The sequence below is a fragment of the Micromonospora sp. NPDC007230 genome, from assembly GCF_042869115.1.
Taxonomy (GTDB): Bacteria; Actinomycetota; Actinomycetes; order Mycobacteriales; family Micromonosporaceae; genus Micromonospora.
Window position 1 is genome coordinate 69708 of sequence record NZ_JBIAFE010000026.1, and the last position, 23559, is coordinate 93266.

At 72.9% G+C, this 23559-nt stretch carries 26 protein-coding genes; 21 read left to right on the top strand and 5 right to left on the bottom strand.

The features are described 5' to 3' along the window. The first annotated feature begins 314 nt into the window (after positions 1-314). From ACFYML_RS29420 to ACFYML_RS29440, 5 genes are all read left to right on the top strand, one after another. Positions 315-596 carry a GlsB/YeaQ/YmgE family stress response membrane protein gene (locus ACFYML_RS29420; RefSeq protein WP_073839853.1) on the top strand — a complete coding sequence of 94 codons (282 nt, stop codon included), beginning with the start codon at positions 315-317 and terminating at the stop codon, positions 594-596. 229 nt (positions 597-825) lie between these two features. Continuing rightward, positions 826-2118 (top strand): sugar ABC transporter substrate-binding protein, encoded by a 1293-nt coding sequence (locus ACFYML_RS29425; RefSeq protein WP_387272690.1) that lies wholly within the window; start codon positions 826-828, stop codon positions 2116-2118. Beyond that, positions 2115-3098 carry a carbohydrate ABC transporter permease gene (locus ACFYML_RS29430; protein ID WP_387423714.1) on the top strand — a complete coding sequence of 328 codons (984 nt, stop codon included), beginning with the start codon at positions 2115-2117 and terminating at the stop codon, positions 3096-3098. Before ACFYML_RS29425 ends, ACFYML_RS29430 begins: the two co-directional genes overlap by 4 nt. Beyond that, positions 3098-3928, top strand: a complete 831-nt coding sequence (locus ACFYML_RS29435) for a carbohydrate ABC transporter permease (RefSeq protein WP_387423715.1) — start codon at positions 3098-3100, stop codon at positions 3926-3928. Before ACFYML_RS29430 ends, ACFYML_RS29435 begins: the two co-directional genes overlap by 1 nt. Before the next feature lie 97 nt (positions 3929-4025). Next, complete coding sequence (locus ACFYML_RS29440; protein WP_387423716.1) at positions 4026-4670, top strand: MOSC domain-containing protein; 645 nt, start codon at positions 4026-4028, stop codon at positions 4668-4670. Positions 4671-4769: 99 nt separating this feature from the next. Here ACFYML_RS29440 and ACFYML_RS29445 read toward each other — a convergent pair whose 3' ends face one another. Together ACFYML_RS29445 and ACFYML_RS29450 are read right to left on the bottom strand one after the other, a co-directional pair. Next, the gene (locus ACFYML_RS29445; RefSeq protein ID WP_387423717.1) at positions 4770-5636 is read right to left on the bottom strand and encodes a hypothetical protein; all 867 of its coding nucleotides are present in this window, start codon (positions 5634-5636) and stop codon (positions 4770-4772) included. 131 nt (positions 5637-5767) lie between these two features. Next, on the bottom strand, positions 5768-6553 hold the full coding sequence (locus tag ACFYML_RS29450) for an enoyl-CoA hydratase-related protein (protein ID WP_387423718.1): 786 nt from the start codon (positions 6551-6553) through the stop codon (positions 5768-5770). A gap of 19 nt (positions 6554-6572) precedes the next feature. On the opposite strand from ACFYML_RS29450, the gene hemW reads away from it, so the two are divergent. Next, entirely contained in the window at positions 6573-7796 is a 1224-nt protein-coding gene (gene hemW / locus ACFYML_RS29455) for a radical SAM family heme chaperone HemW (RefSeq protein ID WP_387423719.1), read from the top strand. A 43-nt stretch (positions 7797-7839) separates the two neighbouring features. Here hemW and ACFYML_RS29460 read toward each other — a convergent pair whose 3' ends face one another. Then, positions 7840-8478, bottom strand: a complete 639-nt coding sequence (locus ACFYML_RS29460) for a DUF4870 domain-containing protein (RefSeq protein ID WP_387423720.1) — start codon at positions 8476-8478, stop codon at positions 7840-7842. Between the two features lie 259 nt (positions 8479-8737). On the opposite strand from ACFYML_RS29460, the gene hrcA reads away from it, so the two are divergent. From hrcA to ACFYML_RS29475, 3 genes are all read left to right on the top strand, one after another. Beyond that, positions 8738-9760, top strand: coding sequence for a heat-inducible transcriptional repressor HrcA (hrcA, locus tag ACFYML_RS29465; RefSeq protein ID WP_387423721.1), 1023 nt, complete (start codon positions 8738-8740; stop codon positions 9758-9760). 73 nt (positions 9761-9833) lie between these two features. Continuing rightward, complete coding sequence (dnaJ, locus tag ACFYML_RS29470) at positions 9834-10976, top strand: molecular chaperone DnaJ (protein ID WP_387423758.1); 1143 nt, start codon at positions 9834-9836, stop codon at positions 10974-10976. Between the two features lies 1 nt (position 10977). Beyond that, the gene (locus ACFYML_RS29475) at positions 10978-11712 is read left to right on the top strand and encodes a 16S rRNA (uracil(1498)-N(3))-methyltransferase (RefSeq protein WP_387423759.1); all 735 of its coding nucleotides are present in this window, start codon (positions 10978-10980) and stop codon (positions 11710-11712) included. Between the two features lie 24 nt (positions 11713-11736). On the opposite strand, the gene ACFYML_RS29480 is transcribed toward ACFYML_RS29475, so the two are convergent. Next, a complete protein-coding gene (locus ACFYML_RS29480) occupies positions 11737-12498 on the bottom strand; it encodes an SDR family NAD(P)-dependent oxidoreductase (RefSeq protein WP_387423722.1) in 762 nt (253 codons plus the stop codon). A 92-nt stretch (positions 12499-12590) separates the two neighbouring features. Between ACFYML_RS29480 and ACFYML_RS29485 the strand changes: the two genes are divergently transcribed. The 8 genes from ACFYML_RS29485 (at position 12591) to ACFYML_RS29520 (ending at position 20148) form a co-directional block, all read left to right on the top strand. Then, on the top strand, positions 12591-12941 hold the full coding sequence (locus ACFYML_RS29485; RefSeq protein ID WP_387423723.1) for a histidine triad nucleotide-binding protein: 351 nt from the start codon (positions 12591-12593) through the stop codon (positions 12939-12941). A 21-nt stretch (positions 12942-12962) separates the two neighbouring features. Next, a complete protein-coding gene (locus tag ACFYML_RS29490) occupies positions 12963-14333 on the top strand; it encodes a serine hydrolase domain-containing protein (RefSeq protein ID WP_387423724.1) in 1371 nt (456 codons plus the stop codon). Between the two features lie 138 nt (positions 14334-14471). Beyond that, a complete protein-coding gene (locus tag ACFYML_RS29495; protein ID WP_387423725.1) occupies positions 14472-15530 on the top strand; it encodes a PhoH family protein in 1059 nt (352 codons plus the stop codon). Between the two features lie 18 nt (positions 15531-15548). Next, positions 15549-16022, top strand: coding sequence for an rRNA maturation RNase YbeY (gene ybeY, locus ACFYML_RS29500; RefSeq protein ID WP_357443910.1), 474 nt, complete (start codon positions 15549-15551; stop codon positions 16020-16022). Continuing rightward, on the top strand, positions 15998-17404 hold the full coding sequence (locus tag ACFYML_RS29505; RefSeq protein WP_357444030.1) for a hemolysin family protein: 1407 nt from the start codon (positions 15998-16000) through the stop codon (positions 17402-17404). The genes ybeY and ACFYML_RS29505 overlap by 25 nt, the downstream gene beginning before the upstream one ends. Beyond that, the gene (locus tag ACFYML_RS29510) at positions 17397-17783 is read left to right on the top strand and encodes a cytidine deaminase (RefSeq protein WP_387423726.1); all 387 of its coding nucleotides are present in this window, start codon (positions 17397-17399) and stop codon (positions 17781-17783) included. Before ACFYML_RS29505 ends, ACFYML_RS29510 begins: the two co-directional genes overlap by 8 nt. A 91-nt stretch (positions 17784-17874) precedes the next feature. Then, positions 17875-18774: a GTPase Era gene (gene era / locus ACFYML_RS29515; protein WP_357444028.1), complete on the top strand. Its 900-nt coding sequence runs from the start codon at positions 17875-17877 to the stop codon at positions 18772-18774. A gap of 207 nt (positions 18775-18981) precedes the next feature. Continuing rightward, positions 18982-20148 carry an acyltransferase gene (locus ACFYML_RS29520; RefSeq protein WP_387423727.1) on the top strand — a complete coding sequence of 389 codons (1167 nt, stop codon included), beginning with the start codon at positions 18982-18984 and terminating at the stop codon, positions 20146-20148. 109 nt (positions 20149-20257) lie between these two features. Here ACFYML_RS29520 and ACFYML_RS29525 read toward each other — a convergent pair whose 3' ends face one another. Further along, entirely contained in the window at positions 20258-21031 is a 774-nt protein-coding gene (locus ACFYML_RS29525; RefSeq protein WP_387423728.1) for a DUF4097 domain-containing protein, read from the bottom strand. A gap of 102 nt (positions 21032-21133) precedes the next feature. Here ACFYML_RS29525 and recO point away from each other — a divergent pair, with 102 nt between their 5' ends. The 4 genes from recO to ACFYML_RS29545 all read left to right on the top strand — a co-directional run bounded on the left by recO (position 21134) and on the right by ACFYML_RS29545 (position 23542). Then, positions 21134-22006 (top strand): DNA repair protein RecO, encoded by an 873-nt coding sequence (recO, locus tag ACFYML_RS29530; RefSeq protein WP_387423729.1) that lies wholly within the window; start codon positions 21134-21136, stop codon positions 22004-22006. A gap of 8 nt (positions 22007-22014) precedes the next feature. Further along, a complete protein-coding gene (locus ACFYML_RS29535; protein ID WP_387423730.1) occupies positions 22015-22815 on the top strand; it encodes an isoprenyl transferase in 801 nt (266 codons plus the stop codon). Positions 22816-22883: 68 nt separating this feature from the next. Continuing rightward, positions 22884-23069: a hypothetical protein gene (locus ACFYML_RS29540; RefSeq protein WP_357443898.1), complete on the top strand. Its 186-nt coding sequence runs from the start codon at positions 22884-22886 to the stop codon at positions 23067-23069. A 188-nt stretch (positions 23070-23257) separates the two neighbouring features. Beyond that, a complete protein-coding gene (locus ACFYML_RS29545; RefSeq protein ID WP_387423731.1) occupies positions 23258-23542 on the top strand; it encodes a thioredoxin reductase in 285 nt (94 codons plus the stop codon). The last annotated feature ends 17 nt before the right edge of the window (positions 23543-23559 follow it).

The following is a 23559-nucleotide window of genomic DNA, read 5'->3' on the forward strand; positions in this document are numbered from 1 at the left end:
GCCCTCGCCGTACGCCGACGCATGGCCGGCGCCCCGCCACGGTGACCCGTATCCGGGTCCCGCGGTCGGGGTGCCGGCCTTTGCGCGTACCCGGAGGTGAATTTCCGTCCTGGGACGCCGCACCGTCCGATCGGGTCGGCACCCCGCGCCACCTGTGCAATCGTCCCGTCGGGGAAACGGATCCGGGCCCGGGCATCGACCGGGTGCCATCGGTCGGGCGGCAGATCGGTTTGGGTTTTCGGCCGGTCGGGAACTTAGCGGTCACGACAGACAACACACGACAACGTGTGGCAGATCTTAGGAGGAGAGCGACCATGACCGTCACCGGAATCATCACCGCGCTCATCGTCGGTCTGATCGTCGGCGCGCTGGGTCGCCTGGTCGTGCCGGGCCGTCAGAACATGCCGATCTGGCTGCACATGCTGATCGGCGTGGGCGCGGCGCTGCTCGGCACCGTGCTGGCCCGGGCCCTGGGCATCGCGACCGAGACCGCCGGCGTCGACTGGATGGAGTTGCTGGTCCAGGTGGTGCTGGCCGCGATCGCCGTGGCCCTGGTGGCCGGGATCGGTGGTCGGCGCAGCGTCTCGCGCTACTGACCCACACCCTCGACCCCCGACAAACGCTGAAGCGGGCGCCCGACCAGTTCGGGCGCCCGCTGGCGTGTCCGGCCTGACCTGCCCGGGCGTCACCCCTGCCGCCGGAGCCGCGGGCTGCGATACCGTCGCCAGGCCCCCGCCCACACACTGCCCCCTGTCGTAAAGGAATTTTTCCTACTAAGGTGCGGCGGAGAAGGTTAGTGCCAAACGGCGCGAGGGAGATATAGGCGTGAACAGGTGGAAGCGGCTGGCGCCGGTCACCGCCATCGTGGCCTCGGCCGCGATGGTGCTCGCCGGTTGCGGTGGCTCCGGGGACGACGAGAAGGCCGCGGACAACAGCAAGCTGACGGTCTGGATGATGGGCGAGGGCGGCGACGCCCAGACCAAGTTCCTCGACAGCGTCGAGGCCGAGTTCAAGAAGAAGCACCCCGAGACCGACGTGGTGGTGCAGTACATCCCCTGGCTGGAGGCGCCGAAGAAGTTCCAGGCCGCCCTGGCCGGCGGGGAAGGACCGGACGTCACCGAGCTGGGCAACACCGAGACCCAGGGCTGGGCGGCCCAGGAGGCGCTCGCCGACGTCACCGACAAGTTCAACGGCTGGGCCGAGGGCAAGGACATCCTGCCCGACCTGGTGAAGAACGCCCAGCTCGACGGCAAGCAGTACGGCGTGCCGTGGTACGCCGGCGTACGCGCCATCTACTACCGCACCGACTGGTTCGCCGAGGCCGGCGTGCAGCCGCCGACGACCTGGGAGGAGCTGGTCGCCGCCGCCAAGACGGTGCAGGCCAAGAAGCCGGGCAAGTACGGCATCGCCCTGCCGGGCAACTCGGAGCTGCCGTTCTACTCCTTCCTCTGGGCCGCCGGCGGGGAGATCGCCACCAAGCAGGGCGACACCTGGAAGTCCGGCTACAACACCCCCGAGGCGCAGCGGGCGGTCAAGTTCTGGACCGACCTGGTGACCGTGCACAAGGTCGCCCCGCCGGCCGCCGCCGGCTGGAACGAGGTCGACGCCCGGACCCAGTTCGCCACCGGCAACGCCGCCATGGCGTTCGCCGGTAGCTGGCAGGGCGGCGCGATGAAGAAGGACAACCCGGACATCGAGAAGGTGTGGGGCACGTTCCCCATCCCGGGTCCGGACGGCAAGCCGGCCCCGGCCTTCGCCGGCGGTTCCGACATCGCGCTGTGGAAGGACAGCAAGCGGCAGGCCCTGGCCTGGGACTACCTGACCGTGCTGCTGAGCAAGCAGAAGGACCAGGAGTTCGCCAGCAGCCTCGGCTTCTTCCCGGTCTACAAGGACCTCGTCGGCGGCGGCAACTACGCCAACGACAAGGTGATGGGGGCGTTCGCCACCGCCATGCAGAACACCAAGCTGACCCCGCTCACCCCGAAGTGGGTCGAGGTCAGCCGGACCAAGACGGTGACCCAGGCCATGAACAGCTCGGTCATCAAGGGCCAGAAGACGGTCGAGAAGGCCACCGCCGACGCGGCCACCGAGATGGAAAGCATCCTCAACGCCAAGTGACGACGCTGACCGAGGCCACCGGGACGGGCGCCGCGCGGGAGACCCCTGCGCGGCGCCGCCGCCGGGTGGACCATCTCCCGTACCTGTTGCTCCTGCCCTGTCTGGCGGTCATCGCGGTACTGCTGCTCTGGCCGCTCGGTCAGGTCGTGATGATGTCCTTCTACAAGTTGGACAGTGTCCGACAGTTGCGGGGGGACCGCGAGTGGCCGTGGGTGGGCCTGGCCAACTACGCGCAGATCCTCGGCGATCCGTTCTTCCGCACCGTGCTGCGCAACACCGTGCTCTTCGCCGTGGCGACCGTGGTGCTCACGATGATCATCGGAACCCTGGTCGGGCTGCTGCTCAACCGCCTCGGCAAGAAGATGGCGACCTTCGTCGCCAGTTGCGTGATGCTCGCCTGGGCCACCCCGGCGCTGACCGGCACCATCGTCTGGAAGTGGATTTTCGACGACACCAGTGGCCTGGTCACCTGGCTGTTCAACAAGCTGCCGGACGGGCTCTCCACCACGCTCTTCGGGCGCAGTGACTGGACCGGCTACGGCTGGTTCAACGACCCGCTGCTGTTCTTCGCGATCCTGACCCTGGTGGTCGTCTGGCACTCGTTCCCGTTCATCGCGGTGAGCGTGCTGGCCGGGCTGAAGAGCGTGCCGAGCGAACTGCAGGAGGCGGCCCGGGTGGACGGGGCCGGGCCGTGGCGGGTCTTCTGGTCCGTCACCTTCCCGATGCTGCGCCCGGTCTTCGGCATCCTGGTGGTGCTCTCCACCATCTGGGACTTCAAGGTCTTCACCCAGCAGTTCGTGCTGGCCGGCGGCACCCAGGACCGGTCGACGTTCATGCTCTCGATCTACTCGTACGCGGAGGCGTTCTCGCCGCCGCCCAAGTACGGCCTCGGGTCGGCGATCGCGGTCATCCTCACCCTGATCCTGCTCGCGGTGACCGCCCTGTACGTCCGCATGGTGCTCCGGCAGGAGGACGAGTAGTGAAGAAGATCGCCCTCAACGGTGCCGGCCTGCTGGTCGCGCTCTTCGCGGCGTTCCCGGTCTACTGGATGGTGGCCACCTCGCTGAAGCCCAACCGGGAGATCTTCTCGGCGACCCCGCGTCCGGTGCCGGCCGAGCCCACCCTGGAGCACTACCGGGAGATCCTCACGGGGAACCTGATCCCGGGCGTGACGTTCACCGACTTCTTCCTCAACAGCGTGCTGGTCGCGGTGGCGACCGTGCTGCTCAGCGGACTGGTCGCGCTGCTCGCGGCGACCGCGGTGGCCCGGTTCCGGTTCCGGCTGCGGACCACCTTCCTGATCCTGCTGCTCGTGGTCCAGATGATCCCGCTGGAGGCACTGGTCATCCCGCTGTTCCTGATGATCCAGCGGCTCGGGCTCTACAACACCCTGCCCAGCCTGATCCTCACGTACCTGGGCTTCTCGCTGCCGTTCGCGGTGTGGATGCTGCGCGGCTTCGTGGCCGCGGTGCCGAAGGAACTGGAGGAGGCGGCGGCGATCGACGGCGCCAGCCGGGCCCAGACCTTCCGCCGGATCCTCTTCCCGCTGGTCGCGCCCGGGCTGGTGGCGACCAGCATCTTCTCCTTCATCACCGCCTGGAACGAGCTGATCTTCGCGCTGACCTTCGTCAACGACCAGCACAAGTACACCCTGCCGGTGGCGATGACGTTCTTCTTCGGTCGGGACGACACCGCCTGGGGTTCGGTGATGGCCGCCTCCACACTGTTCACCCTGCCGGTGATCGTCTTCTTCCTGCTGGTGCAGCGCCGGATGGTCTCCGGCCTGGTCGCCGGGGCGGTCAAGGGCTGAGGTGCCCGGAACGGGCCCGGCTTGACGCGTCCCGTCGAGCAGGGGCCCCGCTCGGCGCGGTTCCTGCGCCCGGCGTGGTGCCCGTAGGCTGACCGCCATGACGGGCAGGCTGGCGGCGGTGAACCTCGGCGTGGTGACCGAGGCGGAGTGGGCGGGCGACCCGAGCGGCCGCAGCGGGATCGACAAGCGGCCGGTCGACGGCCCGGTGCTGGTCCGGTTCGACGGGGTCGCCGGCGACTTCATCGGCGAGCGGGCCCACCACGGCGGCCCCGACCAGGCGGTGTACGCGTACGCCGCGGAGGACGCCGGCTGGTGGGCCACCGAGCTGGGCCGGCCGCTGCGTCCGGGCGCCTTCGGCGAGAATCTCACCACCTCCGCGGTGGACGTCACCGGGGCGGTCATCGGCGAGCGGTGGGCGGTCGGCTCCGCCCTGCTTGAGGTGACCAGGCCGCGCACCCCGTGCACCACCTTCGCCGGTTTCTGGGGCGTACCGGACCTGATCAAGCGGTTCACCGTCCGGGCCGCGCCCGGGGCGTACCTGCGGGTGCTGCGCGAGGGGGAGACCGGCGCGGGCGACCCGGTGGAGGTGGTGGAACGCCCGGCGCACGGGGTGACCATCGGCGAGGTGTTCCGGGCGACCACGCTGGAGCCCGAGCTGCTGCCCCGGCTGGCCGACGTGCCGGAGCTGCCCGAGCCGATCCGGGCGAAGGTCCTTCGCCGCCTCGGCGCCGCCCGCCGCTGACCGGCGCGCCCTCGCCGGCCTGCAACCGCTCACCGACGGCCACCTGGCGCTCGCCGGCGGCGTCGGCACCGGCTGGCGGCCGCGCTGCCCGGGCCCGGGTCACGTGGCGGCGAAGACCTCCGCCAGCACCTGGGTCGACGCGGCCCGGCTGCCCTTCACCTTGTCCCAGGTGCCGTGCTCGGCGGTCCACTCCAGGTCGCCGAAGCGGACCCGCTTCACCCCGTGGTCGTCGGCGTGGGAGACCAGCCAGTGGGCGTACCGCCAGCCGTTGCGGCTGTCCGCCGCCGGGACGGCGAACCCGGTCAGATCGGTCGGTGGGGTGAGGCCGGACAGCCCCCAGTCCAGGGTCAGGCTCTCCACCAGGGCCGTCGCCGCGGCCGGCCCGCGCATCGTCGGCGTCAGCCCGACGGTGCAGGCCACCGCGGCGGTAGCGTCGCCGAGCAGCGCGCGGGTGAGGACCTCCGACTCGTCGGCCCACTTCTGGTACGCCTCGGGGTAGGCCGACCGCTGCACCCGCTGCGCGGCCTCGGTGACCCGCATCTCCTCCCAGCCCCGGACCTTCTTCAGCGCGGCATAGAACTTCCGCGCCGCGTAGCGCGGGTCCTGGACCTGCTCGGGGGTGCCCCAGCCCTGGCTCGGGCGCTGCTGGAACAGGCCCAGCGAGTCCCGGTCGCCGTGCGCGATGTTGCGCAGGTGCGACTCCTGGTACGCGGTCGCCAGCGCCACCACCACGGCCCGCTCGGGCATCCGCCGCTGCACCCCGATCGCCGCGATCGTGGCCGCGTTGGCCATCTGCTCGGCGCTGAGCACCACCCGCCCGTCGGCCTGCACGGTGCAGGTCCGGCTGGCCATCGGCAGGCGGAGGTGCTGCCCGAACTGCTTCGTGACGAACCAGACGCCGAGCAGGGCGACGACCGCCACCACCACACCGCCTGCCACGACCGCAACCCGAGTTCGCACCCGCACCCCCTGTCCCGACAGTCCGACAAGCGTACGTCCCGTGCCGCACCAACCGGGTCGTCCGACCGGTTGTCTCCCGTTCCGTCACCGCCCCGCCACCGACCGCGTTCGGCCCCACGTGCGGAGACCCGTCGGCCTCAGTCTCCGGTGGGCACCCAGGCGGCGGGCCGCTTCTCCCGGAACGCGGCCACGCCCTCCCGGCCCTCGGCCGAGAGGAAGTACCCGGTGGACCGCGTGCCCAACTCGGCGATCTCCGCGCGCAGGTCGGTCGCGGCCGGCCGGCGCAGCAGCTCCTTGGTGCCGGCGAGGGCGTTCGGCGCGCCCTTCACCAACGAGGCGCAGTAGCGGCCCACCGCGGCGTCCAGGTCGTCCGCCGGCACCGCGGCGGTGACCAGGCCGATCTCGGCGGCCCGCCGGCCGTCGAAGATGTCGCCGGTCAGGTACAGCTCGGCGGCGGCCCGGGGGTGCAGCCGCGGCAGCACGGTCGCCGAGATCACCGCCGGGATCACGCCGATCCGGACCTCGGTGAAGGCGAACGTCGCCGCCTCGGCGCAGACCGCCAGGTCGGCCGCGGCGATCAGCCCCAGCCCACCGGCCCGCGCCGGCCCGGCCACCTTCGCCAGCACCGGCTTCGGGCACTCCCGGACCGCCACCAGCACGTCGCCCAGCATCCCGGCCGGCACCGTCCCGCTGGCGTACGCGGCGGCGGTCTCCTTGAGGTCCGCCCCGGAGCAGAAGACCGGCCCGGTGTGGTCCAGCACGATCACCCGGACCGCGTCGTCGGCGACCGCCGCGGCGAGCCCGGCCAGCAGCTCGGTCATCAGCGGGGTGGAGAGCGCGTTGCGGTTGTGCGGGCTGTCCAGGGTGAGGGTGGTCACCCCACGGGCCGTGGCGACCCGCACGAGAGCGTCCGGAGAGGTCATGCCGGGCACACTAGTGGCCATGCCCGGCGTCCTTCCAGAAGGCGAATCCGTCCCGCGGGACGGATCGCTGCCCCCTGCCGCCCGCCGCGCCGTCGGCGCCCGCGGCTTCGGGGTGTACGTGCACGTCCCGTTCTGCGCCAGCCGGTGCGGTTACTGCGACTTCAACACGTACACGGCGGCCGAACTGGGCGGCGGGGCCAGCCGGGAGAGCTACGCCGACACGGTCCTGGCCGAGCTGGCCCTCGCCGGCCGGGTGCTGGACGACAGCCCGCCGCCCCGGGTGGACACCGTCTTCGTGGGCGGCGGCACGCCCACCCTGCTCCCCGCCGACGACCTGGCCCGGATCCTGGACGGCATCGACCGCACCTGGGGGCTGGCCGCCGACGTCGAGGTGACCACCGAGGCCAACCCCGAGTCGGTCACCCCGGAGTCGCTCAAGACGCTGCGGGCGGCCGGCTACACCCGGATCTCGCTCGGCATGCAGTCCGCCGCGCCCGGGGTGCTGGCCGTCCTCGACCGGCGGCACAGCGCCGGCCGGGCCACCGCCGCCGCCCTGGAGGCGCGGGACGCCGGATTCGACCACGTGAACCTGGACCTGATCTACGGCACGCCGGGGGAGACCGCCGAGGACTTCGCCGCCTCGCTGGAGCAGGTGGTGGCGGCGGGCGTGGACCACGTCAGCGCGTACGCCCTGATCGTGGAGGACGGCACCCGGCTGGCCGCGCGGATGCGCCGCGGCGAGCTGCCGTACCCGAGCGACGACGTGGCGGCGGACCGCTACCTGGCCGCCGAGGCCGCCCTCGACGCGGCCGGCTTCTCCTGGTACGAGGTCTCCAACTGGGCGCGCTCCGCGGCGGCCCGGTGCCGGCACAACCTGCTCTACTGGACCGGTGCCGACTGGTGGGGCCTCGGCCCGGGGGCGCACAGCCACGTCGGCGGCGTGCGCTGGTGGAACGTCAAGCACCCCACCGCGTACGCGCAGCGCCTGGCCGCCGGGGAGTCGCCCGGCCTGGCCCGGGAGTTGCTCACCCGGGACGAGGCGCACATGGAGGACGTGATGCTGCGGCTGCGGCTCGCCGCCGGCCTGCCGCTGGACGTGCTGGGCTCGGCCGGCCGGGCCGGCGCCGAGCGGGCGCTGGCCGAAGGCCTGCTGGCCCCCGGCGCGTACACGGCCGGCCGGGCCGTGCTGACCCTGCGCGGCCGGTTGCTGGCCGACGCGGTGGTCCGCGACCTGCTGCCCTGAGCGATGCCGGACCCGGCCGACCCGGAGGTCGGCCGGGTCAGGGTCACTTGATCAGGCTGAGGCTCATCGGATACTGGTAGAGCTGGCCCTCGTTGGCCTTGACCCCGGCGAGGATGCCGAACACCACCCCGAGGATGACGGCCGCGCCGACGCCGAGGAAGCCGATCAGGATGCAGCTCAGGATCCAGCCGACGAGGCCCACGATCGACCAGAGCAGCTGGAAGTTGAGCGCCGCGACCGCGTGCTGGCGCACGGTCGGGGACTGGTTGCCCCGGGCCAGCATCGAGACCAGCGGCGGGAGCCAACCCAGCACCCCGGCGCTGATGAACATCGCCGCCGCGCCGCCGAAGTGCGCGACCAGGGCCCAGGTCTTGTCTTCGTTGTTGGCGTAGCCGGCGGGCGGCCCATACCCGCCGCCGGTCGGGTAGCCGGCGCCGGGCGCGGCGTGGCCGCCCGGCGGAGGATGAGCGCCCGGAGGTGGGTAGCCACCCGACGGCGGCTGGCCGCCGGAGGGCGGCGGATAGCCACCGGGCGGGGGATAGTCGCCCCCCGCCGGTGCGCCGGACAGTGGTGCGGTGGGGGGCTCGTCCGCCGACGAGCCGAACGGTGCCGACGGCGGGGTCGCCTCCGGCGGCTGGGCGCCGGAGTCCCCCGCTCCCGGAGGGCGAGGAGGTTCAGTCATGGACGTCACGGTAGGTCCCGTGGGCAAGGGCGCGCCAGGGGGAGATCGCCCGGGATGTCCGGCTGTTCGGCCCAGGGGGCGTGACTGCGTGGCGGCCCGCACCGGGGGTCCGTCGCTGATCATCGCGTCGGCGGGCACGCCGACGTAGACTGGCACTCGCTACAGTCGAGTGCCAGACGCTCAGTCGGCACCGCGTGCCGTTGATCCAATCGGGTGGCGACGCGCGCCGGCGGGCCGAGGCGCGTCAGGAGGTGGGGAGATGGGTCTCGACGACCGCAAGCTCGCCGTGCTGCGCGCGATCGTCGAGGACTACGTCGCCACGCAGGAGCCCGTGGGCAGCAAGGCCCTGGTCGAGCGGCACCAGCTGGGCGTCTCCCCGGCCACGGTCCGCAACGACATGGCGGTGCTGGAGGAGGAGGGCTACATCCGGCAGCCGCACACCAGCGCCGGCCGGGTGCCCACCGACCGCGGCTACCGGCTCTTCGTCGACCGGCTCTCCCGGGTCAAGCCGCTCAGCCCCGCCGAGCGCCGGGCCATCGAGCGCTTCCTGGTCGGCGCGGTCGACCTGGACGACGTGGTGCACCGCACGGTCCGGCTGCTGGCCCAGCTCACCCGGCAGGTCGCCGTGGTGCAGTATCCGAGCCTGGCCCGCTCCAAGGTGCGCCACCTGGAACTGGTGCCGATCTCCACCACCCGGCTGATGGTGGTCATGATCGCCGACACCGGGCGGGTCGAGCAGCGGCTGGTCGAGCTGCCCGGGCCGCTCCCCGCCGACGACGTCACCGACCTGCGCCGGCTGGTCAACGAGAAGCTGGTCGGCACCCTGCTGGCGGACACCCCGCCGCTGGTCCAGGCGTTGGTGGACGAGTCCTCGCCGCAGCTGCGCCCGGCCATGGCCACGCTCTCCAGCGTGCTGCTGGAGACGCTGGTCGAGCGGCACGAGGAGCGCATCGCGCTGGCCGGCACCGCCAACCTCACCCGGGGTGGTCTGCTGGACTTCCAGGGTTCGCTGCGCCCCATCCTCGAGGCGCTCGAGGAGGAGGTCGTGCTGCTCAAGCTCATCGGTGAGGCCGAGCCGAGCACCACCCGGGTGCTGATCGGCGACGAGAACGAGATCGACAACCTGCGCGCCGCCTCCGTGGTCAGCACCGGCTACGGCCCCGGCAGCACCATCGTCGGTGGACTCGGCGTGCTCGGACCGACCCGGATGGACTACCCCGGCACCATCGCCACAGTGCGGGCCGTGGCACGCTACGTGGGCGATCTGCTGGCCCAGAACTGACCAGTCAGGGCCGCCGGCCGGAAAGTGGCCGACGACCGCGCAACGCGAGACGAACATGAGGACACGGAACGCAGTGGCCAGGGACTACTACGGCATTCTCGGCGTGAGCCGGGACGCCTCCGACGACGAGATCAAGCGTGCCTACCGCAAGCTGGCGCGGCAGTTCCATCCGGACGTCAATCCGGATCCGGAGGCACAGGAGAAGTTCAAGGACATCAACGCCGCGTACGAGGTCCTCTCGGACGACCGGAAACGGCAGATCGTCGACCTGGGCGGCGACCCGCTCGCGCCCGGCGGTGGGGGCGCGGGTCCGGGCGGCCCGGGCGGCGCCGGCCCGTTCGTCGGGTTCCAGGACATCATGGACGCGTTCTTCGGAGGGGCGGCCGGCGGCAGCCGGGGGCCGCGCCCGCGTACCCGGCCGGGCGCCGACGCGATCCTGCGGCTGGAGCTGGACCTGCACGAGACCGCGTTCGGTGTCGAGGCGCCGATCACCGTCGACACCGCGGTGCTCTGCACCACCTGTTCCGGCGCGGGCACCGCGGCCGGCACCCACCTGGCCACCTGCGAGGCGTGCGGCGGCCGGGGTGAGGTGCAGTCGGTGCAGCGGACCTTCCTCGGCCAGGTGGTCTCCGCCCGGCCGTGCACGGTCTGCCAGGGCTACGGCACCACCATCCCGCACCCCTGCCCGACCTGCGCCGGCGACGGCCGGGTGCGGACCCGCCGCTCGCTCACCGTCAAGATCCCGGCCGGGGTCGAGGACGGCATGCGGATCCGGCTGGCCCAGCAGGGCGAGGTCGGCCCCGGCGGCGGCACCGCCGGCGACCTCTACGTGGAGATCCACGAGCGGCCGCACGACGTCTACTCCCGCAAGGGCGACGACCTGCACTGCCGGGTCACCGTGCCGATGACCGCCGCCGCGCTCGGCACCCGGCTGACCATCAAGACGCTGGACAGCGAGGAGACGGTGGACGTCAAGTCCGGCACCCAGCCGGGCAGCACGCTGCGGCTGCGCGCCCGGGGCGTACCGCACCTGCGCGGCACCGGCCGGGGCGACCTCTACGTCCACCTCGACGTGCGCACCCCGACCAAGCTCGACGCCGACCAGGAGCGGATGCTGCGCGAGTTCGCCAAGACCCGCGGCGAGGAGGTCGCCGAGCTGACCAAGCAGGGCGGCTTCTTCTCCCGGATGCGTGACGCCTTCAACGGGCACGCCTGAGGTGTCGGCGCCGCTGTTCCTGGTCGAGGCGCTGCCCACCGGTGACACGCTGACGCTCGACGGCCCGGAGGGGCACCACGCCGCCACGGTGCAGCGGCTGCGGGTCGGCGAGGAGCTGCTGCTCGCCGACGGCCGGGGCGGCACCGCCGCCGCGGTGGTCACCGCCGTCGGCCGGGGCACCCTCGACCTGGCGGTCACCTCCCGGGGGTACGTCGACGCGTCCGTCCCCCGGCTCGTGGTGGTGCAGGGCATCGCCAAGGGCGACCGGGGCGAGCTGGCCGTGCAGGCGATGACCGAGGTCGGGGTGGACGAGATCGTGCCCTGGGCGGCGTCCCGCTCGGTCGTGCAGTGGCGCGGCGACCGGGGCGTACGGGCCCGGGAGAAGTGGGCGGCCACCGCCCGGGAGGCGGCCAAGCAGGCCCGCCGCGCCTGGCTGCCGATCGTGGCCGGTACGCCCGACGAGTCGACCCCGACGGTGGCTCTGCGGATCGCCGGGGCGGCCGCCGCGTTCGTGCTGCACGAGGAGGCCGAGGAGCGGCTGGCCAGCGCCGAGCTGCCGGAGACCGGCGAGATCGTGCTGCTGGTCGGCCCGGAGGGCGGCATCGCCCCGGCCGAGCTGTCCGCCTTCCGCGAGGCCGGCGCGCGTACCGTCCGGCTCGGTCCCTCGGTGCTGCGTACCTCCACCGCCGGCGTCGCCGCCCTCAGCGTGCTCGCCGCCCGACTCGGCCGCTGGTAGATCAGGGATCGGGCTCTGCCGTCGTCAGCTGCGCAGGTAGGAGGCGCCGTTGAGGTCGACGATGGTGCCCGAGGCCCACTCGGCCTCGGGGCTGGCCAGCCAGTGCACCGCGGCGGCGATCTCCTCGGGGCGCGCCACCCGCCGGAACGGGCTCTGCGCCCGGATCGCGTCGCCGCGCTCGCCGCTGAGGTGGGTGGTGGTCATGTCCGTCTCGACGAAGCCGGGCGCCACCGTGGCCACCGCGATGCCGTACGGGGCCAGAGCCAGCGCCAGCGACTGACCGAGCGCGTTCAACCCGGCCTTGCTCGCCCCGTACGCGGGCTGCTCCGGCTCGCCTCGGAAGGCGCCCCGCGAGGAGACGTTGACGATCCGGCCACCCCCCGCGCGCATGTGCTGGGCGGCGCACCAGGTGGCGTTGGCGGCCCCGGTCAGGTTGGTCTCCAGCACCAGCCGCCACTGCTCGCGCCACTGCTCGTAGGTGTTGCCGAAGACCGGGTGCGGCAGGTCCCGGGGGCCGTACACGCCGGCATTGTTGACCAGCACGTCCAGCCCACCCAGGCGTTCCGCCGCCGCGTCGACCATCGCCCGGACGGCGTCCGGGTCGGTCAGGTCGGCGCGTACCACCACGTGGCCCTCGCCGGGCAGTTCGGCGCGTACCCGCTCGGCCAGCTCCGCCGAGTCCCGGTGGTGGATCGCCACCCGGTCCCCGCCTGCCGCGAACGCCCGCGCCACCGCACGCCCGATGCCGCGCGAGGCCCCCGTCACCAGTACCGCCCGTCCCGTCATGCGCGCCATCGTGCCGCACCGGGCCGCGCCGGCTGACAACGGGCCCGCCCAGGCGGAACCCGTCAACAGGGCCGCCTCCTTACACTGCCCGAATGGGAACCGACTGCCTGTTCTGCCGGATCGTCGCCGGGGAGATCCCGGCCACCATCGTGCGGGAGACCGCCACCACCCTCGCCTTCCGGGACATCAACCCCCAGGCGCCGACGCACGTGCTGGTCATCCCCAAGGAGCACTACGCGGACGTGGCCACCCTGGCCCAGGGCGACCCCGGGCTGGCCGGCGAGGTGCTCGCCACGGCCGCCACGGTGGCCGAGGAGGAGGGGCTGCTCGCCGACGGCTTCCGGCTGATGTTCAACACCGGGGCGTACGCCGGCCAGGAGGTCTTCCACGTGCACGCGCACGTGTTCGGCGGGGCGCCGCTCGGCCCGATGCTCTGCCACTGAGGCCGTCCCTAGACTGCACGCATGATCACCGTGCATGACCGGCTCGACCGGATGGTGCGGCAGGCGCAGGTCCAGGGGCGGATCCCAGCGGTCTCGGCCGCCCTGCACCGGGCGGACCGGCCGCTCTGGACCTGCACGGTCGGCGGGACCGGCAACGACCGCCCGCTCGGCCCGGAGACGGTGTTCCGGATCGGCTCGGTCACCAAGACCTTCACCGCCGTGCTGGTCATGCAGTGCCGCGACGACGGGCTGCTCGACCTGGACGACCCGATCGGGCGGCACCTCGACCTGCCGGCGCACGGCGAGCTGACCGTACGCCGGCTGCTGTCGCACACCGCCGGCCTGCAACGTGAGCCGCACGGCGACGTCTGGGACAGCCTGCGGGCGCCCGGCGTCGACGAGCTGCTCGCCGACCTGGCCCGGGTGGAGCGGGTGCTGCCGACCGGCCGCCGTTACCACTACTCCAACCTGGGTATGGCCCTCCTCGGCGAGCTGGTCGCCCGGCTGCGGGGCGGCACCTGGGCGGAGGCGCTCGCCGAGCGGGTGCTCGTCCCGCTCGGGCTGACCGGGACCGGCCTCACCCCGGGCGAGCGGGCGGCCACCGGGTTCCTGGTCGACGCGTACTCCGACGAGGCGCACCCGGAACCGCCGACCGACTTCGGCGCGGTGGCCCCGGCGGCGCAGATGTGGAGCACCGCGCCGGACATGGCGCGCTGGGCCGCCTTCCTGGCCGACCCGGCGGCGCTGGACCCGGCCGGCGCGGTGCTCGCCCCGGCGACCCTCGACGAGATGCGCTGGCCGCTCACCACGACCGACGAGACGGTGTGGGCCGCCGGCTTCGGGCTCGGCCTGATCCTGGTGCCGCAGCCGCAACGGGTGGTGCACGTGGGGCACGACGGGGCGATGCCCGGTTTCCTGGCCGCCGTGTACGGCCGACGTGGTGGGGACGGCACGGCCGGCGCGATGGGCTGCGCCGTGCTCGGCTCGTCCGGCACGGGCGTGCCGGTGTTCGAGCTGCCCCACCAGCTGCTCGCCGCCGCCGTTGAGCACGACCCGGCGGAGATCGAGCCGTGGCGCCCGGGCCCGCCCGCCCCGGCGCACCTGCGCGGGGTGCTGGGCCGCTGGTGGGGTGAGGGCTTCGAGTACCTCTTCTCCTGGCACGACGGGACGCTGCGGGCCCGGGGCGCGGACGACCCGGCCGGCAAGCCGCCGGCGGTCTTCGCCCCGCTCCCGGACCGGCCGGACGTGTTCCGGACCGTGGCCGGCCGGGAGGTGGGCGAGCTGCTCCGGCTGACCCGCGACGAGCGGGGCGCGGTGGTCCGGATGCACTGGGCCACCTACCGCTTCACCCGCCACCAGGAGACCTTCGACCGGTACGACTTCCGCCGGTAGTTGATCTCCTACCGGCGGAAATGCACGCGGTGCGGCCGGTGTTGACCCGATACGATGGGCGTAACGTCCGACCGCCGTGCCAGCAGGGCCCGGCACCGAGATCGAGAGCAGGTGGCGCAGGGCCCGACGGCCCGACCTATGACCGGCACCCCACCTCCCGACCCGCCCCGGGTGCAGACCAGGATCACGGTCCCCGACCAGAAGATCATGGTGAACCTGCTCGGCGCGGGCGACGAGATCCTGCGACTCGTCGAACGCTCGGTCAACAGTGACGTCCACGTGCGGGGCAACGAGATCACCATCACCGGCGCGCCCGCGGACAACGCCCTCGCCGAGCGCCTCTTCAGCGAGCTGCTCGAACTGATCGAGAAAGGCGAGACCCTGACCACTGACGCCGTCCGGCGTACCGTCGGCATGCTCGAGCAGGGCAGCACCGAGCGGCCCGCCGAGGTCCTGACGCTCAACATCCTCTCCCGGCGCGGCCGCACCATCCGTCCCAAGACGCTCGGGCAGAAGCGGTACGTCGACGCGATCGACGCCAACACGATCGTCTTCGGCATCGGGCCCGCCGGCACCGGCAAGACCTACCTGGCCATGGCGAAGGCGGTCCAGGCGCTCCAGGCCAAGCAGGTCAATCGGATCATCCTGACCCGGCCGGCGGTCGAGGCGGGCGAGCGGCTGGGCTTCCTGCCCGGCACCCTCAACGAGAAGATCGACCCCTACCTGCGGCCGCTGTACGACGCGCTGCACGACATGCTCGACCCGGAGTCCATCCCGAAGCTGATGGCGGCCGGCACGATCGAGGTGGCGCCGCTGGCGTACATGCGGGGCCGGACGCTCAACGACGCGTTCATCATCCTGGACGAGGCGCAGAACACCACGCCCGAGCAGATGAAGATGTTCCTCACCCGGCTCGGCTTCGGTTCCAAGATCGTGGTCACCGGTGACGTCACCCAGGTGGACCTGCCCGGCGGGACGACCAGCGGCCTGCGGGTGGTCCGGGAGATCCTGAGCAACGTCGAGGACGTGCACTTCGCCCAGCTCTCCAGCGCCGACGTGGTCCGCCACAAGCTGGTGGGCGAGATCGTCGACGCGTACGCCCGCTGGGACGCCGAGCGGGAGAACCAGCAGGCACAGGGCGTGCACGCCGTGCCCGGGCGGACCGCCCAGGGCGGCCGGGCCGGCCGGCGCCGCTAATCCACCAGAGGAAGACAGTTGTCCATCGAGATCGCCAATGAGTCGGGTGTCGAGGTCGACACCGACGCCGTGCTCGCCGTCGCCCGGCACGCCCTCGACGAGATGGGGGTCAACCCGCTCGCCGAGCTCTCCATCCTGCTGGTCGACATCGACTACATGGCCGAGCTGAACCATCGCTGGATGGGCGGCGACGGCCCGACCGACGTGCTCGCCTTCCCCATGGACGAGGGCAGCGTCGACCACGGTCCGGGGGAGAGCAGCCCGGCTGGCGGCGAGCCGGCCCTGCTCGGCGACATCGTGCTCTGCCCCGAGGTGGCGGCCAAGCAGGCGGCCACCGCCGGCCACTCCGCCGCCGACGAGCTGCACCTGCTCACCGTGCACGGCGTGCTGCACCTGCTCGGGTACGACCACGCCGAGCCGGAGGAGGAGCGGGAGATGTTCGGTCTCCAGGCCCGGCTGCTGGCGAGCTGGCGGTCGACCCGGTCCAAATGATGACCACCCTGGCGGCCGGCACTCCGGCGGGACTGCCCGATCTCCAGCTCATCTTCGTCGCGGCGGGGCTGGTGGTGCTCGCCGGTCTCATCGCGATGACCGAGGCGGCGCTGGCCGCCGTCTCCCCGGCCCGGGCCGCCGAGCTGGCCCGGGACGGGGCGCGCGGCGCGCGTACCCTCCAGGCGGTCGCGGGCGACGTCGTCCGCCATCTCAACCTGCTGCTCCTGCTCCGGCTGCTGGCCGAGCTGACCGCCACCACGCTGGTCGCGCTGGTGGCGGTGGACAGCTTCGGTGCGGGCTGGCGGGCCGCCCTGGTCACCGCCGGGGCGATGACCGTGGTCAGCTTCGTGGTGGTCGGCGTGGCACCGCGCACCCTCGGCCGGCAGCACGCGTACGCGGTGGGCCGCACGGTGGCGCCGCTGGTGCGCTGGCTGGGCCGGGCCCTCAACCCGCTCGCCTCGCTGCTGATCCTGATCGGCAACGCGGTCACCCCGGGGCGCGGCTTCCGCGAGGGGCCCTTCGCCACCCAGGTGGAGCTGCGCGAACTGGTCGACCTGGCCGAGCAGCGCGGGGTGGTGGAGCACGGCGAACGCCAGATGATCCACTCGGTCTTCGCCCTCGGCGACACCATCGCGCGCGAGGTGATGGTGCCGCGTACCGAGATGGTGTGGATCGAGGAGCGGAAGACCCTGGCCCAGGCGCTGGCGCTCTTCCTGCGCTCCGGCTTCTCCCGGATCCCGGTGATCGGGGAGAGCGTGGACGACGTGCTCGGGGTGCTCTATCTCAAGGACCTGATCCGGCGGATCCAGGGTGCCCCGGAGGCCCGGCAGATGCCGGTCGCCGAGCTGATGCGCCCGGCGACCTTCGTGCCGGAGTCGAAGCCGGTCGACGACCTGCTGTCGGAGATGCAGGCGGCCCGCAACCACCTGGTCATCGTGGTCGACGAGTACGGCGGCACCGGCGGCCTGGTCACCATCGAGGACATCCTGGAGGAGATCGTCGGTGAGATCACCGACGAGTACGATGTCGAACGCCCGCCGGTCGAGCACCTGGCGGACGGGGCCGTGCGGGTGGCCGCCCGGCTGCCGGTGGAGAATCTGGGCGAGCTGTTCGACACCGAACTGCCCACCGACGAGGTGGAGACGGTCGGTGGCCTGCTCGCCCAGTCGCTCGGCCGGGTGCCGATCCCGGGCGCCGAGGCCGAGGTCGCCGGGCTTCGGCTGATCGCCGAGGGCACCACCGGGCGGCGCAACCGGATCGACACGGTGCTGGTGCGCCGGGTCGCGCCGAGCGACGCGTCCGACAGCGGGGGCCGTGGCGAGCACGCCGAGCCCCGTGGCAACCACAACCGTTCCGAGGAGAGGCAACCCGCCGATGCCTGAGTCACCCGCTGTGCCGGCTGCCCGGCCCACCCCGTCCGACCCGGCCGAGTTGAGCGCCGAGGACGGCAAGCTGGTCGTCCTGGCCCGGGGCGCGCGCGGCCGGGTGGGCGCCGTGGAGGGCGCGGCGGTCCGCGACCAGGACGGCCGGACGTACGCGGCGGCCAGCGTGGCACTGCCGTCGCTGGCCCTGACCGCGCTGCAGCTCGCGGTCGCCTCGGCGGTGGCCGCCGGCGCCAGCCGGTTGGAGGCCGCCGTGGTGGTGACCGAGGCCTCGACGCTGGACGGCGCGGGGCATGCCGCCGTCCGGGACCTCTCCGCCGACGCGCCGATCCACGTGGCCGCCCCGGACGGCTCCGTCCTCGGCACGGTGGTCGAGTGAGCGAGCGTTGCGAGCGAACCATCCGGCACAGCACCTGGGAGCCGCACGCCGGCGCGGAGCGAAGCGGAGCGGTGGCGTGAGTGCGACCGGGGTGCCGGACCCGGAGGAGCCGCGCCCGTACCGGGCGGGTTTCGCCTGTTTCGTCGGCCGGCCGAACGCCGGCAAGTCGACGCTGACCAACGCGATCGTCGGCACCAAGATCGCGATCACCTCGAACAAGCCGCAGACCACCCGGCACGTCATTCGGGCCGTCCTGCACCGCCCGGAGTCGCAGCTCGTGCTGGTCGACACCCCGGGCCTGCACCGCCCCCGTACGCTGCTCGGCGAGCGGCTGAACGACCTGGTCCGGGAGACCTGGAGCGAGGTCGACGTGATCGGCCTGTGCATCCCGGCCAACGAGCCGATCGGCCGGGGCGACCGGTTCATCACCGGTGAGCTGGCCAGCCTCAAGGCGACCGTGCTGGCCGTGGTCACCAAGACCGACCTGGTGGACCGCGGGCGGCTCGCCGAGCAACTCCTCGCGGTCAGCGAGCTGGCCGACTTCGCCGACGTGGTGCCGGTGAGCGCGGTCTCCGGCCACCAGGTGGACACTCTGGTCGACGTGATGACCGGCTACCTGCCCGAGTCGCCGCAGCTCTACCCGGACGACATGCTCACCGACGACCCCGAGCAGGTGCTCGTCGCCGAGCTGATCCGTGAGGCGGCGCTGGAGGGCGTACGGGACGAGCTGCCGCACTCCATCGCCGTCGTGGTGGAGGAGATGATCGCGGAGGGTCGGCTCACCAAGATCTACGCCGACGTGTACGTCGAGCGACCGAGCCAGAAGGCGATCATGATCGGTCACCGGGGCAGCCGGCTCAAGGAGGTCGGCACCACCGCACGCCGGCAGATCGAGGAGCTGCTCGGCGCCCGGGTCTATCTGGACCTGCACGTCCGGGTCGCCAAGGACTGGCAGCGCGACCCGAAGCAGCTGCGCAAGCTCGGCTTCTGAAAACGGACGTCCGACCGGCGGCCCGGATCTTTCCGGCGCCGCCGGTGCGGCTTTTTGGGGTCTGGTGACCGGTCCTCGACGGCTGGTCCGGATCGGTCGCCTTTATGGGATGTTTCACTTTTGGCCCCGGCGCCTCGCCGTTTCGCCGCCTCGGGTCGGAGGGTAGGGAGAGGTTGATCCCCAGCCCCCGGACATAGATGCAGGCTTATGCGAAACCGATACCTGGACCTGCTCCGCTTCCTGGCCATCGTGCGAGTCGTCGTCTACCACGTGATCGGATCGGCGACCCTGACGCTGATCTTCCCGGCGATGTCGGTGATGTTCGCGCTCGCCGGCTCGCTGATGGCGGCCTCGCTGGACCGGACCGGCGCGCCGGCCGTGGCGCGCCGGCTGCGTCGCCTGCTGCCGTCGCTCTGGGTGCTCGCCCTGGTCTTCGTACCGGCCATGCTGCTCAGCGGGCTGCCGTTCAGCCCGAAGGTGCTGCTCTGGCTCTTCCCGGTCAGCGACCCGCCGGCCAACTACTGGGGCGGCCTGGCCCTGAGCCCCATCTGGTATCTCCGGGACTACCTGTGGTTCGTGCTGGCCTCGCCGCTCGCGTTGTGGCTGTTCCGCCGGGCGCCGCTGCCCACCCTGCTCGCCCCGTACGCGCTGCTCGTGCTGATCGAGATGGGCGTCTACCCGGACGCGCCGGGCGTGCTGCGGGAGTTCGGCCTGTATTTCGGCGCCTGGTTGCTGGGCTTCGCCCACCACGAGGGCATGCTGCGCCGGATGAGCAACCGGGTCCTGGTACCCGTGGCGCTCGCCCTCGGCGCCGCCGGCCTGGGCTGGATCTTCACCCACCCCGGCCCGCGCGGCTACGACCTCAACGACATCCACCTCGGCAACGCGCTCTGGTCGGCGGCGTTCATCCTGGTGATGATCGGCCGGGCCCCGGCCGAGGCGGCCTGGGTCGATCGCGTCCCCCTGCTGAGCCGGGCGGTCACCGTGCTGAACCGTCGGGCGCTGACCGTCTACCTGTGGCACATGCCGTTCGTGGTGGCGCTCACCCCGCTGGTCGGGTTGGTCGGCTGGACCCCGCGCGACCCGCTCGGCCTGGCGATCCGGGTGGTGCTGGTGTTCGCGCTGGTCGGCGTGGTCACCCTGCTGGTCGGCTGGGTCGAGGACGTGGCGGCCCGGCGTACGCCGGAACTGGTCCCCGGCCGGCCCCGGCCGGCCCTGGCCGAGCGGGCGGCCACCGCACCGGCCAGCCCCGCCCCCGCCGGGGCGGAGAGCGAGCTGGCGGCGGCCGGAGCGGCCCGCCCGACCGCCCCGCGCCGGGTTCCCGAGCCCCGGCGCGCCGGCGACCGGTCCGGCACTGAACTCGGCGCCGGTTGACCCCGCCGCCCGAAGGGCCTCATTCACGGAAAGAGTGGCCAGGCGGGAAATGGCCACCCTTTCCGCGAATTTGGGCGGATTTGGAGTTGGGGTCGGGGTGGACGCGCAGTCAGCGTCGGGCGATCGTCACGTTGCCGCTGCCGGTGCTGGCATCCAGCAGCAGGGCGGCGCCCGGATCGTCGACCACGCCGAGGTCCCGGTCGCCCGAGCCGGTGCTGCTCCGCACCCGGTACCGGCCGTCCGGCACGGTCAGCTCGACGTCGCCGCTGGCGGCGTGCACCCGGGCCGACGCCGGCTGGGCCAGCTCGACCGTCACGTTGCCGGAGGACGTCTCGGCGTCCACCTCGGCGGCGAGCCGCTGCGCGGTGATGTCGCCGGAGGTGGCGCGCAGCCGCACCGCGCCGGCCGCGTCGATCACTTCGATGTTCCCGGAGCCGGTCTCGGCGCGGACGTCGCCGGTTGCCCCGCTGACCGAGACGTTGCCCGAGCCGAGCTTGAACTCCACCGCGCCGACCCGGCTCAGCTCGACGTCCCCGGAGCCGGTCTCGCCGCGTACCGCCACGCCCTCGGGGGCGGAGATCTCCCAGGAGACGCTGCACCGGGGGCCGCATTCGGTGCGCAGCACCAGTTCGTCGCCGTTGATCTCGTATCGGGTGTCCGGCTGCCCGCCCTGGTAGCGGACCACCCGCTTGATGCGTACCTGGGGGGCGGAGCCGGCGGCGCGGACGGTGATGTCGCCCGAGCCCGGCTCCACGGTGATCCGGGTGATCTTCACCGCCTCGGTGTTGTCGTAGTCGAGCCGGCGGAACGAGATGGTGTCACATCCGCAGAGGAGGATCAGGGAGGCCGCCGCGGCGGCGGCGACGGTCCGGTGCACAGCCATGGTCAGGACGCTACGGGCGACCCCAGGGGCGGCACATCCGGGTTCGACCGCCGATCCACCCCGAACCGACCCTGAGATCGCACCCCGAGGGAGAATGACCCGATGGCCGGGTACCGCCGACAGCTCTACCGCGACGACGCGGTGGTGCTGCGCGTGCAGAAGCTGGGCGAGTCCGACCGGATCATCACCCTGCTCACCCGCCGGCACGGCCGGCTGCGCGCGGTGGCCCGGGGCGTCCGGCGCACCAGCAGCCGGTTCGGCGCCCGGCTGGAGCCGTTCGGGCACGTGGACCTCCAGCTCGCCGGCGACCCCACGGGCAACCTGGGCAGCTCGCTGCACACCGTCAGCCAGGTCGAGGGGATCGACCTCTACGGCAAACGGTTCCTCGGCGACTACCCGCGCTACACGGCGGCCAGCGCGATCGCCGAGACCGCGGAACGGCTCACCCCGGTCGAGCGGGAGCCGTCGCTGCGGTTGTTCCAGCTCACCCTCGGCGCGCTGCGCTCACTGGCCGGTGGCGAGCACGCCACCACCCTGGTGTTGGATGCCTACCTGCTGCGCGGGATGGCGTTCGCCGGCTGGGCGCCGGCGCTGGCCGCCTGCGCGGTCTGCGGCACCCCGGGGCGGCACCGGGCGTTCTCCGTACCGGCCGGGGGAGCGGTCTGCCCGGACTGCCGGCCGCCCGGCGCCGCCCACCCCGCCCCGGCCACCATCGCGCTGATGTCCGCGCTGACCACCGGCGACTGGGCGTACGCCGACGCCACCGAGACCGGCGTACGCCGGGAGTGCAGTGGCCTGGTCGCGGCGCACCTCCAGTGGCACCTGGAGCGCGCGCTACGCTCGCTGCCGCTGGTCGACCGGGGTGGCCCGACTTCCGGCACGGTCCCACCGCCGAGCGGCACGGGGCCGGGCGCGGTCCCGCCGGGCAGCGGCGTCGGGCCAGCCGCTGGTGTGAACAGGGAGAAGACCGAGTGATCCGATCGATGAGGGCCGTCCGGCGCGAGCCGGTGCCACCGACTCCGCACCCGTCCGGGGCCCGGCCGCCGGCGCTGCCGACGGAGGCCCTGCCGAAGCACGTCGCCATCGTCATGGACGGCAACGGCCGCTGGGCCAAGGAGCGGGGGCTGCCCCGGACCAAGGGTCACGAGCAGGGGGAATACAGCCTCTTCGACACCATCGAGGGCGCGATCGAGCTGGGCATCCCCTACCTGTCGGCGTACGCGTTCTCCACCGAGAACTGGCGGCGCTCGCCGGACGAGGTCCGCTTCCTGATGGGTTTCAACCGGGACGTCATCCGCCGCCGCCGGGACCAGCTCGTCGACCTCGGCGTGCGGGTGGTCTGGTCGGGCCGGGCCGGGCGGCTCTGGAAGAGCGTGATCTCCGAGCTGCAGACCGCCGAGGAGATGTCCCGGGGCAACTCGACGCTGACCCTGCAGTTCTGCGTCAACTACGGCGGGCAGGCGGAGATCGCCGACGCCGCCGCCGCGATCGCCCGTGACGTGGCCGCCGGCCGGCTCGACCCGGGCAAGGTCAACGAGAAGACCGTCGCGAAGTACCTCTACCACCCCGAAGTCCCCGAGGTGGACCTCTTCCTGCGTCCCTCCGGGGAGCAGCGCACCTCCAACTTCCTGCTCTGGCAGAGCGCGTACGCCGAGTTGGTGTTCCTCGACACCCTTTGGCCGGACTTCGACCGGCGCCACCTCTGGTACGCCTGCGAGCTCTACGCCCAGCGGGACCGCCGGTTCGGCGGCGCCTTGCCCAACCCGGTCGCCCCCGTAGTCTGAGCTCACGCTTACCGCCGCGGCTGACGGGGTACCAACCGGACAGCAGCCGATCGCGGAGGTGAACCAACATGCTGCAGAAGCGGATCGCCCAATGGGCACTCATGGCGGTCGCCGTGCCGCTGGCGGCGGCCGGTGCACGCCGGCTGAGCCACTCCCTGGAGGCCCGTCGCGGCCCGACCGGAGTGAGCCGACTCCTCACCAGGGGCGCCGACCTGCTGCGGCCGCAGAAGGCGCGGCGTCGTCGGTTCTGGTGACGACACGCGTGGACGCCGTCCCCCTGCGGTTGCAGCAGGCGCGGCGTCGTCGGTTCTGGTGACGACACGCGTGGACGCCGTCCCCCACCGGGGCGGCGTCGACGCGTTTCCGGTGGGCGGCGCGGCCTCGGCGCATACCATCGGCGCGAGGGCGCGCCGCTCGGTCGCGTCCGGCCACGGGGGTGGGCATGCGGGATCTCCGGTACGAGATGACGGCCGCGCTGGCCGGCGCGGGCCTGGTTGACGCCGCGCACCGGGAACGGGTCGCGGACCTCTGCGCCGGCGTCGCCGAGCGGTACTGCGCCGAGCTCGGGCACACGCCGGCCGTCCGCTCCGGCGAGATCGCCGAACTGGCACAGGGCGAACCGGCCGCGGACTGGGCGCCCACCCCTGCCGACGATTCCAGCTCGGCGCGTCTGGCGCCGCGCGGCGGCCTGGAGCCGTCGTCAGACGCCGCCGAACGGGCCTGGTGAGCGGCGCCACGGGAGGC

Bases quoted from the DNA above. Each gene is read 5' to 3' on its own strand.
- ACFYML_RS29420 (WP_073839853.1), top strand. From the start codon at position 315: ATGACCGTCACCGGAATCATCACCGCGCTCATCGTCGGTCTGATCGTC.
- ACFYML_RS29440 (WP_387423716.1), top strand. From the start codon at position 4,026: ATGACGGGCAGGCTGGCGGCGGTGAACCTCGGCGTGGTGACCGAGGCG.
- ACFYML_RS29450 (WP_387423718.1), bottom strand. From the start codon at position 6,553: ATGACCTCTCCGGACGCTCTCGTGCGGGTCGCCACGGCCCGTGGGGTG.
- hemW (WP_387423719.1), top strand. From the start codon at position 6,573: ATGCCCGGCGTCCTTCCAGAAGGCGAATCCGTCCCGCGGGACGGATCG.
- ACFYML_RS29460 (WP_387423720.1), bottom strand. From the start codon at position 8,478: ATGACTGAACCTCCTCGCCCTCCGGGAGCGGGGGACTCCGGCGCCCAG.
- hrcA (WP_387423721.1), top strand. From the start codon at position 8,738: ATGGGTCTCGACGACCGCAAGCTCGCCGTGCTGCGCGCGATCGTCGAG.
- ACFYML_RS29480 (WP_387423722.1), bottom strand. From the start codon at position 12,498: ATGACGGGACGGGCGGTACTGGTGACGGGGGCCTCGCGCGGCATCGGG.
- ACFYML_RS29485 (WP_387423723.1), top strand. From the start codon at position 12,591: ATGGGAACCGACTGCCTGTTCTGCCGGATCGTCGCCGGGGAGATCCCG.
- ACFYML_RS29490 (WP_387423724.1), top strand. From the start codon at position 12,963: ATGATCACCGTGCATGACCGGCTCGACCGGATGGTGCGGCAGGCGCAG.
- ACFYML_RS29495 (WP_387423725.1), top strand. From the start codon at position 14,472: ATGACCGGCACCCCACCTCCCGACCCGCCCCGGGTGCAGACCAGGATC.
- ACFYML_RS29510 (WP_387423726.1), top strand. From the start codon at position 17,397: ATGCCTGAGTCACCCGCTGTGCCGGCTGCCCGGCCCACCCCGTCCGAC.
- ACFYML_RS29520 (WP_387423727.1), top strand. From the start codon at position 18,982: ATGCGAAACCGATACCTGGACCTGCTCCGCTTCCTGGCCATCGTGCGA.
- ACFYML_RS29525 (WP_387423728.1), bottom strand. From the start codon at position 21,031: ATGGCTGTGCACCGGACCGTCGCCGCCGCCGCGGCGGCCTCCCTGATC.
- recO (WP_387423729.1), top strand. From the start codon at position 21,134: ATGGCCGGGTACCGCCGACAGCTCTACCGCGACGACGCGGTGGTGCTG.
- ACFYML_RS29535 (WP_387423730.1), top strand. From the start codon at position 22,015: ATGAGGGCCGTCCGGCGCGAGCCGGTGCCACCGACTCCGCACCCGTCC.
- ACFYML_RS29540 (WP_357443898.1), top strand. From the start codon at position 22,884: ATGCTGCAGAAGCGGATCGCCCAATGGGCACTCATGGCGGTCGCCGTG.
- ACFYML_RS29545 (WP_387423731.1), top strand. From the start codon at position 23,258: ATGCGGGATCTCCGGTACGAGATGACGGCCGCGCTGGCCGGCGCGGGC.